This is a genomic window from Psychrobacter sp. CX5, assembly GCF_057621535.2.
In genome coordinates, this window is sequence record NZ_CM177735.1 from 2,483,333 (window position 1) to 2,500,470 (window position 17,138).

Sequence of the window (17,138 nt, forward strand, 5' to 3'; positions counted from 1 at the left end):
CAAATTAAATGAAAAAGATTAAATGAATTACAACTTTGTATTATGAGGCTAAGATTAAGCATCATAACAATCTATACCTTTATCCCCGCTCTCAACTTATTGAATTTCACTGTAGGCTGGTGCTTTTAGCCCAGCTAATAAAGATACTTAATAAAAATGCTGGGCTAAAGCCACAGCCTACGTTAAGAGTTGAGAATGAGGTACCTTTAGTATCTAGAGTATTGATGTTAAAAAATTGGCCGTTTATTAAGCTAGTTTTTGTACCGAATCTTATGTTGACCATATAATATAGCAGAGCCTATTAACGCCCCTATAAAAGCCAGTAGTATGTCTTTTTGTGCATCCCATATATCGCCTTGTTGACCATTATACGCTTCTGCGGATTCTGGCGATAAGGTCACACCTAAAAACCACTCAAACAACTCATAAAGGGTACTACTAGCCAAATTAAATTGAAGTACCAATAACAAAATGGCTTTTGAGGACAGGGACGGTAATAGTGTTTTAAAAATATCTTTCATTAGAGGTAGTAACAATAAGCCATAACTAAAATGTACCAACCTATCGTACATATTGCGCTGCCAGCCGAACATCTCGTTTAAATTAAATCCCAACAGACTTTGCGACCACTCATTGTAAGGTACATAAGAGTATAGATATCTGGCACCAATAATATGGATCACTATAAATACGCTTGCCAGCACAAACGAGGTCGTTGTACTGGCAAGATAACGATAGCACCCCCAGACCATTGCCATAAATAGGACAGTGCCCAATTGATGGAGAAGATAGTCATTCCAGCTAAGAGGTTTAATACTTGCCAATATCATTGCAATTACAATAATGATTAAACAAGCCTTCACTATAGGGCTAACCCTTGAATATCCTTTTTGGGAAAAACCTTGATCCTTAGGGTTTAGCATACGTTTCGATTCATACTATTAGGGGGTGGATGACAATTCAATAACCTAGTTCTACTTAACCTTTTTTAACATAGCCTTTTTCACCATAGCCTTATAGCTCAATAGAGCCGATGTTAATTAAACTTAAAGCTTTGCAATCCATTGTTCAATTGCCAAAGCCTGCTCGTCGGCATTACCAATATAAGTCGCAGGTGTTAGCTCACGTAAACGCTGTTTATCTGCTTCTGGTACGGCGTCTAATTCATCACCATTGACAAATTCAAGCATTTTTTCACGGGTCATGGCCTGACCGCGCGTCAATGCTTTGAGTTTCTCATAAGGGTTTTTAACACGATATCGACGCATGACCGTTTGAATAGGCTCAGCCAATACTTCCTGAGCATTATCAAGATCGCTATTTAATTTCTCAGGATTTACTTCAAGCTTACCAATACCTTTTAAGCAGGCATCATAAGCAATCATACTTTGGGCTAGGCCAACCCCAATATTGCGTAATACGGTTGAATCAGATAAGTCACGCTGCATACGTGAGATGGGTAATTTTTCACCTAAGTGCGCCAGCATAGCATTGGCAACACCTAAGTTACCTTCAGAATTTTCAAAATCAATCGGGTTCACTTTATGTGGCATGGTAGACGAGCCAACCTCACCTTCTTTTAACTTTTGCTTGAAATAGCCTAAGCTGATGTATTGCCAAACATCTCGGTTAAAGTCGATTAATATGGTATTAAAACGACGTACGGCATCAAACAACTCAGCGATATAGTCATGAGGCTCAATCTGAGTAGTATAAGGATTAAAGGTTAATCCTAAGCGCTCTGAGATAAAGATTTGAGCATGGGCAGTCCAGTCTACCATTGGATAAGCGGATAGATGGGCATTGTAGTTACCGACCGCACCGTTAATTTTACCCAGAAGCTCAACCTGTTTAATTTGTTTAATTTGGCGGGCTAGGCGATAAGCAACATTTGCCATCTCTTTACCTAACGTCGTCGGACTCGCTGTTTGTCCATGCGTACGAGAGAGCATTGGCTGGGTAGCGTGTTGTTTAGCAAGACTAACGATAGCGTCAGTAACCGCTTGCAGTTTATCTACCACAATCTCACGACTGTCTTTTAACATCAATGCGTAAGATAAGTTATTGATATCTTCTGATGTGCAGGCAAAGTGGATGAACTCTAAGCTTTGCTCTAACTGATCATTACCGCGAAACTGGTCTTTAATAAAATATTCAACTGCCTTAACATCATGATTAGTGGTTTTTTCGATGTCTTTGATAGCTTGCGCATCGGCTTCACTGAAGTTATCAACAATAGCATTCAAGAAGTCATTGGTCTTAGCATCAAATGGTGATAATTCAGCGATGGCATCGTTATCGGCTAAAGCTTGTAACCAGCGAATCTCAACAGTAACACGGGCTTTAATCAGACCAAACTCTGACAAATGGGCGCGTAATGTATCAGCTTTGCTGGCATAGCGACCGTCGATAGGGGAAAGGGCAGTTAAAGCGCTCATAGATATCCTTCAAAATTGCAATTAAGTTTAGTGATAGTTTATAAATAGTTTACAGGTAAATGATTACCTTTTTACGGTCATCAATTATACTTGAAAATAGGAGTCAAAAGAAAACTTACTATACTATTAAACCAACTGGTGGGTTTATTTATCAAGAACAAGCCGCAACATATCCTATCAATTACCCTAATCACACAAATCACAGATTTTGGCAAAGTCTGCAAGCTTAAATATATTAGTCCGCATTGGAGCAAAGATGATGAATAAAAAGGAATTAAATAAATTGGCAGGTTTTAAATGAGTCAGTATGTTCGGATTGATGAGTCTGGCGTTCATTCTAACAGGATGTGTCAATATCAGTCAGCCTAATGAACAGGTTAAGCAAGCCACTAACGTAAACCCAATAGGAAATATGAATTCAAGCCAACCAAAGAGCACTAGTGTATCCAAATATAATACTCAATTACTAGAGTCGCTTAAGAATTACTATTGGAAGCTTGAAAGTATTGAAGATAATGATAGTGAGCTGGATCGTAAATTAAGTCGGTACGATACTATCAAAATGACGATAATCGGCGATCAACGTGAATATAAAATAGGGCTCAGCATGTGTCATTTATTTATTGCAGACCTGACGCCATTGCCAAACCGTGAAAATTCATTATCAGTATCCAAGTATGGTGTTATTCCTGCTGTGTGTGATGCCGAAATACAAGAGTTTGAAGGCTATTTAGCTGAGTTAATGCTCGGTGATAATCAATTTAAGTTCAACAAGGATGATGCAGATCATGCCACTTTATCTCAGCTAACTAACGAGGGGGTTACGCTTAAATGGATAGGAGAAATAACGGAATCTGCAAAATATGGTGAGGGAGAAGAGTTGACTTGGGAAGTGGATAAAAATACGTACCCTTGCCCTAATAAGTTGCAAGAATCTTGTTTAAAGGTGAGAGACGTTAATTATGATTTTGACAACCATAAGACAACCTACGGCGAATGGCGTTTGTTCCCTCAAATTATTAAAGGCTTTGAGCATAAACAAGGTGCTGAAACTGTTTTAATTATTAAAAAATATAATCCAAAAGATGGGGCTGAGCCAATATATGTACTCGAACATATTCGCGAGTGGTATGAGACAGTTGAGGCAACTGCACAGTGAGTTATTTAGAATTAGTTGCGCTATATAAATAAACGATTAAGTCTAAAAAGCGGTATTAAACCGAAGCAATCACATCAAATATCCCACTGATTAAAATATACCATAAAAATAAAGAGCCAATAATATAAGTGGCTGTTATAACATATAAAAAAACAATTTATTCTTAGAATAGTTAGGCTTCAATCTATTAGAGAACGAACAAATAACTTTAATCAAGCACAATAAAATAGCAAGCCATATAACTGCTAACATCAGAAGAAACGTCATGCCTTTGTCCATAACTAGCCCATGTCCATAAGAAGTGACGATTAAATTAATTAAAGTAACATCAGTATTATCATGGAATAAACGTCCATTTAATAATCTATGAAAACATTGATAAATTACTCAAACGACTCAATAACGCCGCCGCCTAAGCACACATCATCGATATAAAACACGGCGGATTGACCTGGAGTAACCGCCCGCTGTGGTTCATCAAAGATGACATTTACCTTACTGGCATCGTCTTTATCAACAAATACTGTACAGCTTTGATCGGGCTGGCGATAACGGGTTTTCGCCGTACACTTAAGACCTTCAGGACTAAAAACCGCACTAGGGGCGACGCGTTCTACCCAGTCCAACTTATATGCGGTTAAGTTTTGGCTTAATAACAGGGGGTGGTCATGTCCTTGCCCGACGATTAATTCATTTTTTTCCAAGTCTTTTTGTAGTACAAACCAAGGCGCCTCAATGCGATCTTTGACACCGCCAATGCCAATACCACCGCGTTGCCCTAAAGTGTAATACATCAGTCCATCATGCTGACCGACGATCTCACCATCATCCGTCACTATGTTACCGGGCTTAGCAGGCAAATATTGCTGTAAGAAATCTTTGAATCGGCGCTCACCAATAAAGCAAATGCCCGTCGAGTCCTTTTTCTTAGCAGTTGCTAAATCGTGCGCTTCTGCAATTTTACGAACTTCTGGTTTTTCAAGTTCACCCACAGGGAACAAGGTCTTGGCAATCTTATCACCACCCACCGCATGTAAGAAATAGCTTTGGTCTTTATTGTTGTCAAGCCCTCGTAATAGACGTGCCACCTCAGTACCATCCTCACGTAAGTAATTCATACTGCGCCGTGTATAGTGACCTGTAGCAATATAATCAGCACCCAAGCCAAATTTTGGGTCAGACGCATAGTCTAAGAACGCCTTGAATTTAATCTCTTTATTGCACAATATATCAGGATTTGGGGTACGTCCTGCTTGATATTCGGCTAAGAAATGCTCGAACACTCTATCCCAATATTCCATTGCAAAATTTGCGGTATGAAGGGTGATGCCTAACTTATCACAAACCGCCTGAGCATCCGCCAAGTCTTCCATAGCAGTACAGTATTCAGTACCGTCATCCTCTTCCCAGTTTTTCATAAACAAGCCTTCGACCTGAAAGCCCGCTTGCTGTAACAAGACAGCAGAGACGGAAGAGTCTACCCCACCTGACATACCAACGATTACTCGGGTCTGCTCAGGATCTGGTACATCACTTAAGCGTATAGCAGGCAGGTTGGCAGCATGATTGGTTGCATGGTTGCCTGCACGATTGGAGGAGGCTGGTGTAGGGCGGTTGTCAAAAGTTGCAGATGTCGTCATATTGGTTAGAAACTATGCTAAAATTTGGCTAAATTATAACACCGATAGGCAAATAATGATAAGAATAGGACAAGGTATTGACGTACACGCCTTTTATGACAATGGTGAAGCAAAGCAATATGTTACCCTTGCTGGTGTCACTATTGAGCATTCACACAGTTTATTGGCTCACTCAGATGGTGATGTCGTGCTACATGCCTTAGCGGATGCGCTACTGGGTGCGGTTGCGATGGGTGATATTGGGCAGCATTTTCCAGATACTGACGATGCCAATGCTGGACTTGATTCGCGTATCTTACTACGTCATGTCTATGATTTAATTAAACAAAAGGGCTATAGCATAGTGAACGCTGACATCACAGTGATGTGTGAGCGCCCTAAGCTTGCTAAGCACAATGTCGCAATGCGTACAAATATAGCTCAAGATCTAGAAACCGATATGGGCAATATCAGTATCAAAGCGACTACTACTGAAAAGTTAGGTTTCACTGGTCGTCAAGAAGGTATAATGGCCAGTGCTGTTGTTTTGATTGAGTCCGTCTAGCTATTAAGGGATAAAATCGTTTAGATTTAGTCAAGGTTTTTAACGTCGGTAATGGTTTTAATGTAATCTGTATGGCATGAATTGAGACTGAGAGTGAATTGACACTAAAATGTTTAACTGATACCAATGTTAAAAATAACTTATCTTTTCTAAATTGCTATGCTAATCATGCCAATAATGATGTACTTTGAATATAGCGTTATTTTAAGATAATAAATTTTGCTATCTAAAAAGTTTGCTATTGAAAAAAAGCGACGCCACATTGTTTTTTATACTTTCAACCCCATAAATTTAATAACTGCATTTGATGAATTGTTTTTAAACTTGCTGCATTTTTAATTCACTGCGTAATGTTAAGTTTAAAATTTTTGATACTTATTTAAGGATTTACTATGACAGACCAAGCTCAAGATATTGAAACGCTCATCCGTAACCAAATTAAAGAAAACCCAGTACTGTTATATATGAAAGGGACACCGCAGTTCCCACAATGCGGTTTTTCTGCTAAAGCCATTGAAGTATTGACTCAAATTGGACGTCCCTTTGCCTTTGTTAATATTCTTGAAAATCCTGAAATTCGTGCCACGCTACCAAAAGTAGCAAACTGGCCAACTTTCCCACAGCTTTGGATTAACGGTGAGCTTATGGGTGGTTCTGATATTATTTTAGAGATGTACCAATCAGGTGAGCTTAAGCCTTTAGTCGAAGAGCATAGTCCTGCTCAATAATTCTATAAGTCTTTGTTATACATGACTTGCTGATAGAATACATCACTCAAATCCATTTCATAAAAGCCTCAGATAAATACTGAGGCTTTTTTATATGCTTTTTTCTCAGAATTTCTTCTTACGATAAGCTTCTAAAATGTGAAATATACTTAGATAAGTAACACGCTTTAAAAGCTTGCATTATTTAGTTTGATTTCATTACGTTATTGTTTTGTATGCCAATACTTTAAAATAAAACAGTCAGCACCATATAAGCTTCAAGACAATGAAATGATTCAAGTTAGGAAAACCATTATGAACTCAGATGCCAAACTATTACAAAAAAAGCAACTCATCGAACAACAGTCTGACAAAATTATCGAGATAGCCGATAAAGAAGAGCACTCATCTTTAAAATGCATCCATTTATTGAGTGTGGCGGGTGGGGCGACCAGTGAAACGTACACTGCGATTGAGCAGCGTATCCTTAAAGATGAAGATACCCATGGGGCCTATCACCTTGCCTTAATGGCCCAGTCAACCGCAGATTTACCGATTAATGTGCGAAAGCTTATAGAGCTCGTGGTATTTAAAGGTAATAATAGCCAGTTGTTATCTTTATTGAAAAATTTACCCGTGCCACCGGTTGAGATGATCAAACAACGTTTGCTTGACAGTGGAGATGAGGACGCTATTGCTGAAATGACAGCTTATTTAGACGTTAATCCAGAAGGCGTTGGCAGTCAAGGTATGCTTGGAAGTGGACAAAATGAACGTATTGTGCCACTAAGTGAAGGTCAATAGTAATATTAGACTGATTTCACTTATTGTAAGAATAGTGAGTTTAAAACAGTCCATTCAAAATAAGCCAATTTAAAATAAGCCAATTTAAAATAAGAAAGGCATACTAGATTTTCTGGTATGCCTTTTCTTTTGACTACGGCTTTATTTTTATACTCAAACGGTCTTTAAATATGCCTCTTATCAGAAAAGCCTTGTCTAAGAGCAACCTTGACTAAGAATCAGCTTAGCTCAAAAAACCTTGTCTAAGGATCTAAAACCATCCTTTTTCTAAAAGATTCTCCGTATTACTAATTTTAAATTGAGAATATAAGTCATAAAAAGCTGCTGGGTCTTCAACCTTATCAAGCAGTTCTCGCTTGTACAACGCCGCAAACATTGCCAATGAATAAGCCGCACAATGAATGGACTTTTTAGGATTAAAAGAAATATCAGTGAAGGCTTGGTATTGCAGCACCTCATCGTGAAGCTGAGGGTTTTGTTTTAACGCATTAATATATAGCCAATCGTAAAATGCAGTTAAGGGTTCTACGCTCCACTCTAACCCTAAATAATTGTAGCCCGTGAGCTCCCCAGAGTTGAATAAGCGCTCATCTTTTTTAGCCTGTCTCGGTGCAGCAGTTAGCAAATCAACAAATGGCCCCCCTTTTTCAAACACCATACTACTATAAAAGGCGTTTTCAACACTATACTGTTGTCCATCTTGCTCATTAGTCAGCTTTAGGCTTGAAGGATTTAATTGAAAGCTTAATTTATTACCTGATTTGCTAGAGAGCTCTAACACTTGCTTAAAGCCATACTTTTTGCGAATGACTTGATGTAAATCATTAATGGTTTTTTTCTTTTGTCTACTGTTAAAACCGACATGCTGCTCAATCCTAACCATATCTGTTTTGACGAGACTATCACTGCCGACTCTGGGCATAAATACGGGTTTGTGTTCTACAGCGTTCTGTACTGGTAGCATTGCGTTGTGCCTTTTTGTATTCGATAACTATTCATATTTTATAACTATTCATATTCAATAAATAGGTTCAATCTTAGCGGGGCAGTTTATCTTATTATCAACTATTTTTCTTGGAATATTTTTGGCTTCAGTAAAGCGATAGCAGCTAGTATATCAGCACTGCTAAGACACTTTATAAATAAGACAGCATATATAAAACAGCACTTAAATTATTTAAGAGAAGTCGTACTTGTCATTGATACCATTGGGGGCGATAGGTAGATAAATAATTAATTCAACACCAGTAGTTAGCGGTTGCTCTACATTATTAGCTGTAATTTCAAGATTATTTGCAACTTCGAGGTTGTGAATTGTGACCATACCGCTATGACGTTCGATAACTTGTTTTACCAAGGTGAGACCTAGACCGGTGCCTTTTTTACCCTGAGATTGATAAGCAGTGCTTGCCGTATTGCTTGGAGGGTTTCTTAGAGGGTTGCTTGAAGGGTTGCTTGGAGTACTTCTTGGAGTACTGCTATTATTAGTCTCTGATACCACTGCCTGCCGATGATATTGATGCGATAAGCTAAAGTAACGGTCAAAAACTTTTCCGAGCGCATACTCAGGTATCAAATCACCATTATTAATAAATGATACTTTAATATAGTTAACTTTATGGATAGTATGCTCAGCAAGATGAACAATGACTTTGCTCTTGGCAAAATATAAAGCATTATCTAATACATTTTGCAGGGCTTGAGTGATCCAAAACTCATCTGCCAATATGTTCTTATTGTCAGGTTCAGGGAGTTGACACTCATAGTCAATTTCGACGTGTTGATATTGGCGTTGCATCTCACAACCTGCGATCAAAGTCTGTATTAGCGAATCTGGATTGATAGGCTGTATGGCAAGCTTAAAGGTGGGCTGCTCGATTTTTGCAAGTAATAAAAGACGGTCAATCAACGACTGTAATTTTATGCTTTGCTCAGTGATGGTTTGACTGAGCATCAACCGATCTTCACCTTCTAAATCTGTCTCTTCCAGCAGCTCGCCACTGGCTCTAATAGCCGTCAGTGGGCTTTTTAATTCATGGGTGAGGGTGTGCACGTAGTCAGTCACATAGGCTCGATTTTCCAACCGGTGCTTCATACTCTCAATGGTGTCAGTCAGCTCATTTAACTCACGACCCATATAGAAGTAAGGCTTTTTGGTATCTTGAGCCAGTGCTTGAGTATAGCGTGTGACTAACATGGTACTTTGTCGCAACCACCACGCCACGAGACCTGCCATGATTAGTGTCACAATACTTATGATTAATGATGCCGTTAACATCTGCTTTCGGGTGGCATTTAAATAAGGGATAACGGTGGAGGTTGGTTTGCCAACACTGACCACGCCAATGAGCTTATTTTTATCATTTGAGCTGAATATGGGCTGGGCCACATACATGACTGAAGTGGCAGGATCGTCATCAATAATACGTGTCGTACGCGCGCCATATTTACCTTGTAGGGTTAAATTGACATCGTTCCACCTAGAGTAATTTTGCCCTTCGGCATTTGAGTAATTTTCAATACTGTTAGTAGGCAAAGAGTCATAGATAACTATCCCGTTTTGATCAGTAATATAGACGCGAAAGCTACTGCGTGTTTTTTGATGATACCAAGTGTTGGTAGAGCTCTTTTTTGTGAGAACGGTTGTCTCTGTAGGAATTAGGGTATTTGGCGATAGGTTAGGCTCTAAAAAAGCATCATCAAGCATGGCTTGATAATTAGCGTTATAAATCTCGCCAGATTCAATAGCAGAGCGTAGACTGGTTGCTAACAGCTTGGAGGTATCCACAAGCGTATCTTCAATGACTTGCTGGGTAATAGGGCGCACATAATTAAACAGCTGATTGAATACGACAATGCCCGATATGACGACTATAACACCGACGGCAATCCAAATTCTAAAAAAAAGACTGAGGTTTAGGATCTTTTCAGGCTTATCTACACTGGCAGTAGGAGGATTTTCTCTACCTATCGGGTGCAGTTTGGCATACCAGTTATTGGCATCATCGGCATTAGAACTTTGCTTAGCAGTTTTTTTTTGGGCTATATTCTTTGAGTTTTTACTGTCATTAACGGTTGGTTTTTTGAGGTTTAATGGGTCTGTCATGAGGCGCACAGTCCATAACCTAAACCGCGATGGGTATGGATGATCTCTACGTCATCAAAGTCGCTGACTTGTGAGAGTTGCTTACGGATAGACTTCACATGGCTGTCAATGGTGCGCGCCAAGCGATGATCTGGATAGTCGCTAATAGCATTTAGCAATTGCTCACGGCTAAAGACTCGATCGGGATTCGCCAATAAGGCTAATAGCAGTTTACGTTCTGTATTGCTAAGCTCGAGCTTATGATCATTCCAGTATAGGGTATAAGTAAGCGGCTCATAGCGCCAAATTCCTGAGTCGAGTTCAAACAACTGTGGATCTGTGGTGACGTCTGGTTGATTACTTTGGTTATCAACCGTGGTAGCCGTCAGTTGCTCTCGGCGCCAAATGGCTTTTAGTCTTGCGACAAGCTCTCTTGGGCTAAAAGGCTTCGGACAATAATCATCACCACCCATCTCTAGACCCAAAATTCGATCTACTTCATCACTACGCGCAGTCAAAAAGATAATAGGCAGCTGTTTTAAGTTGCCAATGTCATCTGAATGGCGGATATTCTGGCATAAGTTTAAACCATCACCATCAGGTAGACCTACATCTAATATAATACCCGCTAACGGATGTTGCTCATCTTGAAACTCTTTTAACGTAGGCAGAACACTGCTGGCATTGTCAAGCCAAGTCACTAGCCAGCCCTCACGCTTGAACGTCACTCTGAGCGAGGTGGCAATCGCTGGATCGTCTTCCACTATTAAAATATGAGGCGTAGGCTGAGTATGAGTATGTGATACGTTGCTAGGGGATGAGCTCGGCAACGAACTTGAATCTGATTTTGATGAGGTGCTAACGATGGCGGTCATAGGGAGTACCAGATAGGAATGACAATGATAAAAGTTACGATGATAAACGTTTCGATAAATACAGTTTTATATGTTATCCCTAATCCTAGCATAGCCCACACTAAAAGGTAGGGTATTGTGTGTGATTGAGATGATCAATAGATGAAAAATTTATGAATAGTGTCGTGAATTAATTTTATATAGTCCCTAGAATAAAACAGAAATATTGTTAATGATCATAACGATACCACTGACCACCATCAGTATCAGTAACAACACTCGAAATTGTTTGACACTCATTCCCGCTAAGAAATGCTTGCCAATAATGTTGCCCAATACTGCCCCAATCCCAAGTGCAAAACCATAGATCCATAATTTAGCCGTGAGTACACCAAAAAAAGCATAGCTGCTAATCTGTGCGATACCCACAAAAAAAGAATTGGCCGTTTTAGTGGCTACTAAGTCCTCTTTTTTTAAACCACTGTTCATATAAAATGGATTTAAAACGGGTCCAAGACCACCGACGATAGTACTAATAAACGCAACTAAGAAGCCTAAAGGGATGAAGCCTGATTTAGGCATGTTAAAGGTTTTATCAACCTTCCCAAATCTATATTGAAAAATAGTAGAAACTAAAAATATCCCAACGATTAGCTGTATCCAGCCTGCGTTCATTCGACTAAATAAAAGCCCTGCAAGCCATGCACCAACAAGGGCGCTGGGCACATAATATTTGGTCAAGCTCCAATCAATATCATGCCAGAATAATATCATACGTGAGGGTCTTGATATAAAGGTACCAAGATTAATAACGGGAGGAGTGCTAGGTGCGCCAATGAGCCATGATGTCATAGGAATCAAAATGAGCGCTCCGCCTCCGCCAGATACGGTGGATATAATAAAAGCGAGCACGCCAAAGATGAAAAGCCCAACTAAATGCCAAAGAGGGATACTGTTAATCAGGTCGATAAAAGTTATTAACATAACGTTTTGCCCTACTTTTTGTCATATGATACCTTTACTATAAAATAATCTATATCAGTCTCGCTGATTCTACTATTTTTTAGCGTTTGATTTGTTGCGCTTGAACTTGCCTTCCTCGATAGGTCAATTGATAGATTTGGTGTTATCATTTTTATATTAAATATAAGGCGTGCCCTCTCGTATTAGCGAGAACACGCCCTAAACATGTCATTTATACTCATTAACAATAGTCGTAAACTAAGGTCGTAAAACCTAGATTTGACCCCTATTATTGATGAGGGTTTACATTAAAAGCACTGTATTATAGGCCTTTACAGTTGGCGTAATAGGTCACAGTGGCAGGCCAATCAGAGAAAATACCCATAACGCCCACATCTTGAGCCAGTACGTCAATATAGTTCATCATATCGCCATCGTTATTAATATCATCATCAAGACCAGTGTAATACCATCCGCCGCCATTCGCTAGCGGACCTGAGCGCTCAATTGACCAAGTAATAATTTTAAGTCCAGCTTGTTTGGCCTCCTTAGCATACTCTGAAGGCATCATATGACCTTTACCATCGGTAGTAACCAGTAGCCATGTCGCTGGTGCAATGATATTAACCCCCATATTTTTAAGCTCTTGCATGGAGTGCTTCCAAGTTTTAGGGTTGTTTTTATCAAATGTCATCCCTTCGGCAGTCTCATTGCTATCATCGGTAAGATAAACGGCATTTTTGGCGAAGGCTGGCTCATGCTTGATCCAATACTTTATATCCTCAATGTCAAAAGATTGAGCATATACATTATTTGGATTAACACCTGCTTGTTTATAGGTGTCGATAAGCTGCTGACGATATTGGTCTTGAGTGTAGTCTCCAAAAGGCATTTTCTCCGCAGGCGCTTTAAGCTCTGGGGTATGCTTCATGCCTAGCTTCTCTGCAAGGGCAATATGCTCTTTTAGAGTTAGCACTTGACCATTTTGATTATACAGCTCAGTACGCCAAGGCGACGTCGCATTCATATAATCGGTTAACGTTGTTGCTTTAGTATTGGCCGCATCCATCTTGCCTTTTAATGATTTAAACTCATCCAAAGTCAAGTTTGAGGTACGACATTCAATACTATTGGCATTGGTTAAGTTGCCTTTTTCATCAAATTTTGGTGGTGTGGTACAGCGATTAGCCAGATTAGTCGATAAAATGTTAGTTGTGGTATGTAGATCGTTTTGAGCATGGCGGCACACCATTTGATGATCCTTTGTAAACGCCACATCACACTCTAATACACCTGCGCCCATACGTGCTGCAGCCATATACCCATCGAAGGTATGCTCTGGATATTGTAATGGTGCACCACGATGGGAGATTGAAAAGTCTGTCTTTTTGGGGGTTTGAGCTTCGCATGATTTAAGCTCAGTTTTTAACGGGCTGTCATCCATATCATCGATAAGATAAAAGGGTCGACTACCATAGCTGTAACCCATTTGCGACATTGAAGGTTTGCCACTTTGTTGAGTGTTTGCTGAAGGAGAAGCAGTATTTTGAGCTGAGGTGAGGTTACAACCACTTAAAATTAAGCTAGTTATACCTACACAACTTAATATTAGACTGTTTTTCTGCCAGTCTTGATTTAGTCTATCTGATTGAGTTTTATCAGTAGATTTACGAGACAGTGTAGGGGGCTTAACAGACCCAAGCTCTGTTTTGTTATTAAATGAGCTTATCAATTGACGAATATAAGAGGACATTCAACGTTCCTTATTAAAGGCTATGTTAAAATTATGAGATAACCGAATTAAAATCTAAATAGAACTAAAAAGCTCTTTGCGTAAGCTCTAATAAGTTACCTTACATTATTGACCGTTTTATGAAATGGTAACTTTAATTTATAGCTATAATTTATAGGCTTAATTTATAACATTGTTTGATTGCATCAAAAGACAGTAACCCTTTAAACTATCTAAATCTTTGAACGTCCGATTAAATTAACAAACTAACCTATAAACTACCAATCTCATCTATAAGCTATAAAGCACAAATCTAATTCACTTAACTTATTAAAGGATAATTATGACACCCTATCTAGACTGCGTTATTGTTGAACATAACCCCTCGAATAAGACAATCGATAAATCAGTCATTTGGTTGCATGGCCTAGGGGCTAGCGGCCATGACTTTGAGCCTGTGGTACCAGAGCTAGGATTGGACTCAAACTTAGCAGTGCGTTTTGTATTCCCTCATGCCCCCCGAATCCCTGTTACGATAAATGGCGGTATGGTAATGCCAGCTTGGTATGATATTTTGGAGATGAGTCTGGATCGTAAAGTCGATGTGACTCAGATTAAACAATCAGCACAATCTATTAATGACTTAATAGATCGCGAAATAGAGCGCGGCGTTCAGCCTGAAAACATTGTGATTGCAGGATTTTCACAGGGAGGCGCTGTTGCGTATCAAGTGGCATTGACTCATCCGCAAAAGCTTGCAGGTTTATTGACCTTATCGACATATATGGCTATTGATGACGCCTCAAACTATAGCGAAGCAAATAAAGACATTCCCATTAAGATTGATCATGGCACTCAAGATCCTGTCGTTCCGGTGATATTGGGTCAACGGGCTAGTGAAACATTAACTCAGTACGGCTATAAGGTTGAATTCACAACCTATCCGATGGCGCATCAAGTTTGTCTACCACAAATTAAGGCAATCGGGCAGTGGCTAAACCAAGTATTGTAGGCAGGCTTGATGATTATAGCGTCACAAGATATGGTATGAACCCTACTCGCATTGTGATGCCCGAGGTGATAGTGAGCCTAGGAACTTGAAACGTTTGTCAGACTTATTGACCCTATACGTATGTGAATTAACCATAGCCATAAATGAGACCTTAAGCGTTTAAAGGACTAAACGCCACACTAAAAAAGACAGTAATGCAGTGATAAGTAAAATAATAAATAATCTTTTCATCCAATAAGGTACTAAAGGTGGCTTATAGCCTATATCATTTAAGCGTTTATCTAGTCCATCATTAATTGACGCCAGACTATCAGGCGAGGTCAAATCTTGAGTCGTTGGATTGGTTTTTAAATCTGATTTGTCTTTTAAAATAGGTTTCTTTTTTTCTCGTTTGTTGTCTTGTTTCTTTACTTGTTTAGCAACGATTGCGTCACCTTTTTTAGCATATTGTCGTTTTAATTGGCTCTCGTAATCGTCAATTTGCTGTTTAGCCTCACTCATGTCAATACCTTGCTCTTCTGCAAGGGTTTTAATCGCCATGACTAAGTTGTTTTTCTCCACCATTTGAGCGATATGTTTGGGTAATTTGCTAGACATGGTTTACTCTCAGTTGAATTTAAGGCTATAGAATAGGGTGATAAAAGAGTTGTAAAATCAAAATGTATGTCAGTTCTATTTAAAAGAAGTCTTATTTAAATCTAAGTTTTACTAAAATTGTGAACAATATCACTTTTGTATTAACGGTTAAATTTATCAGAATAAATGACAAAAAGCACTCTAACAAAGGTTAAAGTGCTTTTCATTATTAAAAAACTTAAATCATTAATCAATCGACGTAATAACTTATACTAATTCAAAAAACAACCTATCAATACAGGCTAATATGAATAATAAATCAAACGCTGCAGGTTAGGTTCAGTAAGGTTGCTAAAACTAGTTTAGTTTATAGAATCGGTATTACTTATCTTTCCAGCGCTGGATAGCCTCTTTAATAACGTCTTTAGCTTCTGCCACATCGCCCCATGATTCGACAACCGTTGTGCCTGGTTTTTTAAGGTCTTTATAGTGGCTGAAATGGAACTCTAATTGCTCAATTAGACGCTTTGGTAAGTCATCTAAGCTGTTGTAAGCATTGCCATTGTTACGATCATCAGCCGGTACCACAACAATCTTATCGTCCACTTCGCCATCATCCACAAACTTCATCACACCGATAACTTTGGCTTTTAGGAAAATACCAGTGGTTAAGGGTTGTTCAGTGATGATCAAGGCGTCAAGCTCATCGCCATCTTCATCAAGCGTTTGAGGGATAAAACCATAGTTGCATGGCTTTGCAAAAATAGCAGGCTCAACACGGTCAAGTTCGAACACACCTAGTTCACGGTTCCATTCGATTTTGTGGTTACTGCCCGTTGGGATTTCTACTACTACGTTGATTTCACCGCCATCAACATCGCCTGCATCCAAAATTACATTAAAATCAGCCATTTATTTCTCCATTTGAGCGCCCATAAGCGCATATTATAAGTTTTGGTTTTAGAAGTATTAAAATTCACGTAGATTATAACAACTTTTGTCTGATTGCCAAGTTATGACAATATTCCAAAAAAACATTTGTATGTCCATATATTTTATTAAGTTTGAAGTTCATTATTGTATGTCACTGCTTTTCTAAGCTGTGGATGAGTTTTGCACTCAAAATAGAGTCAAAATTCTCTGTATACTCTATATATACATAGTATTAGTTTCTTAATCAAAAACTTTAATCAAAATAAAAGCCCACAAATGTGGGCTTTTATTGAGGAACTGCCTTATAGATTGTTTATTCAGTTATTAATTATTTAATTATTAATATCGTATTACTGAGATAAAAAAATGCTATAAAGCGTCTGTACATTTTCGAAATAGATAATTTGCTGGGTTATTAAAGTTTTTGTTCAACCTTGTCAGCAGTATTAGAAACGCCTTCACCGGCTTTAGAAACATCTTGACCAAAACCTTTAAAAGTGTTGCAACCAGATAAAACAAGTACTGCAGTTAAAGAAGCTAATGCTAACTTTTTCATAATGAATCCTCTATAACAAAAATTAAAATACTGGTATATAAGGATAACGGTTATTGAACGTATATATATTCACAAAGGTAGGTATCATATTGGTAAATAAAATATGAGTAACACCTGCGTTATCCTTGGTAACAT

At 38.8% G+C, this 17,138-nt stretch carries 16 protein-coding genes; 5 read left to right on the plus strand and 11 right to left on the minus strand.

Features of this window, described 5'->3' with window-relative positions; genetic code table 11:
- Window positions 1-251: 251 nt before the first annotated feature.
- Entirely contained in the window at window positions 252-830 is a 579-nt protein-coding gene (locus tag AC21OG_RS09575; protein ID WP_491185084.1) for a DUF2238 domain-containing protein, read from the minus strand.
- Window positions 831-1,046: 216 nt separating this feature from the next.
- Window positions 1,047-2,438 (minus strand): adenylosuccinate lyase, encoded by a 1,392-nt coding sequence (gene purB, locus AC21OG_RS09580; RefSeq protein ID WP_487378083.1) that lies wholly within the window; start codon window positions 2,436-2,438, stop codon window positions 1,047-1,049.
- A gap of 307 nt (window positions 2,439-2,745) precedes the next feature.
- Between purB and AC21OG_RS09585 the strand changes: the two genes are divergently transcribed.
- On the plus strand, window positions 2,746-3,597 hold the full coding sequence (locus AC21OG_RS09585) for a DUF4377 domain-containing protein (protein WP_487378084.1): 852 nt from the start codon (window positions 2,746-2,748) through the stop codon (window positions 3,595-3,597).
- Between the two features lie 383 nt (window positions 3,598-3,980).
- Here AC21OG_RS09585 and mnmA read toward each other — a convergent pair whose 3' ends face one another.
- The gene (mnmA, locus tag AC21OG_RS09590) at window positions 3,981-5,150 is read right to left on the minus strand and encodes a tRNA 2-thiouridine(34) synthase MnmA (RefSeq protein WP_487378128.1); all 1,170 of its coding nucleotides are present in this window, start codon (window positions 5,148-5,150) and stop codon (window positions 3,981-3,983) included.
- A gap of 142 nt (window positions 5,151-5,292) precedes the next feature.
- On the opposite strand from mnmA, the gene ispF reads away from it, so the two are divergent.
- The 3 genes from ispF (at window position 5,293) to AC21OG_RS09605 (ending at window position 7,292) form a co-directional block, all read left to right on the plus strand.
- Window positions 5,293-5,781, plus strand: coding sequence for a 2-C-methyl-D-erythritol 2,4-cyclodiphosphate synthase (ispF, locus tag AC21OG_RS09595; RefSeq protein ID WP_487378085.1), 489 nt, complete (start codon window positions 5,293-5,295; stop codon window positions 5,779-5,781).
- Window positions 5,782-6,173: 392 nt separating this feature from the next.
- Window positions 6,174-6,509, plus strand: coding sequence for a Grx4 family monothiol glutaredoxin (gene grxD, locus AC21OG_RS09600; RefSeq protein WP_486546637.1), 336 nt, complete (start codon window positions 6,174-6,176; stop codon window positions 6,507-6,509).
- Between the two features lie 294 nt (window positions 6,510-6,803).
- A complete protein-coding gene (locus tag AC21OG_RS09605; RefSeq protein ID WP_487378086.1) occupies window positions 6,804-7,292 on the plus strand; it encodes a hypothetical protein in 489 nt (162 codons plus the stop codon).
- A gap of 250 nt (window positions 7,293-7,542) precedes the next feature.
- Here AC21OG_RS09605 and AC21OG_RS09610 read toward each other — a convergent pair whose 3' ends face one another.
- The 5 genes from AC21OG_RS09610 to AC21OG_RS09630 all read right to left on the minus strand — a co-directional run bounded on the left by AC21OG_RS09610 (window position 7,543) and on the right by AC21OG_RS09630 (window position 13,947).
- Window positions 7,543-8,256, minus strand: coding sequence for a DarT1-associated NADAR antitoxin family protein (locus tag AC21OG_RS09610; protein WP_487378087.1), 714 nt, complete (start codon window positions 8,254-8,256; stop codon window positions 7,543-7,545).
- 213 nt (window positions 8,257-8,469) lie between these two features.
- Window positions 8,470-10,398: a two-component system sensor histidine kinase CreC gene (gene creC, locus AC21OG_RS09615; RefSeq protein ID WP_487378088.1), complete on the minus strand. Its 1,929-nt coding sequence runs from the start codon at window positions 10,396-10,398 to the stop codon at window positions 8,470-8,472.
- Window positions 10,395-11,252, minus strand: a complete 858-nt coding sequence (locus AC21OG_RS09620; protein WP_487378089.1) for a response regulator — start codon at window positions 11,250-11,252, stop codon at window positions 10,395-10,397. The genes creC and AC21OG_RS09620 overlap by 4 nt, the downstream gene beginning before the upstream one ends.
- A gap of 186 nt (window positions 11,253-11,438) precedes the next feature.
- A complete protein-coding gene (locus AC21OG_RS09625; RefSeq protein ID WP_487378090.1) occupies window positions 11,439-12,215 on the minus strand; it encodes a sulfite exporter TauE/SafE family protein in 777 nt (258 codons plus the stop codon).
- A gap of 301 nt (window positions 12,216-12,516) precedes the next feature.
- Entirely contained in the window at window positions 12,517-13,947 is a 1,431-nt protein-coding gene (locus AC21OG_RS09630) for a glycerophosphodiester phosphodiesterase family protein (RefSeq protein ID WP_487378091.1), read from the minus strand.
- 322 nt (window positions 13,948-14,269) lie between these two features.
- Here AC21OG_RS09630 and AC21OG_RS09635 point away from each other — a divergent pair, with 322 nt between their 5' ends.
- Entirely contained in the window at window positions 14,270-14,938 is a 669-nt protein-coding gene (locus AC21OG_RS09635; protein WP_487378092.1) for an alpha/beta hydrolase, read from the plus strand.
- Between the two features lie 159 nt (window positions 14,939-15,097).
- On the opposite strand, the gene AC21OG_RS09640 is transcribed toward AC21OG_RS09635, so the two are convergent.
- The 3 genes from AC21OG_RS09640 to AC21OG_RS09650 form a co-directional block, all read right to left on the minus strand.
- Window positions 15,098-15,535, minus strand: a complete 438-nt coding sequence (locus tag AC21OG_RS09640) for a hypothetical protein (RefSeq protein ID WP_486546629.1) — start codon at window positions 15,533-15,535, stop codon at window positions 15,098-15,100.
- 360 nt (window positions 15,536-15,895) lie between these two features.
- Window positions 15,896-16,426 (minus strand): inorganic diphosphatase, encoded by a 531-nt coding sequence (locus AC21OG_RS09645; protein ID WP_486546628.1) that lies wholly within the window; start codon window positions 16,424-16,426, stop codon window positions 15,896-15,898.
- Window positions 16,427-16,862: 436 nt separating this feature from the next.
- A complete protein-coding gene (locus AC21OG_RS09650) occupies window positions 16,863-17,003 on the minus strand; it encodes an entericidin A/B family lipoprotein (RefSeq protein ID WP_486546627.1) in 141 nt (46 codons plus the stop codon).
- Window positions 17,004-17,138 lie beyond the last annotated feature (135 nt).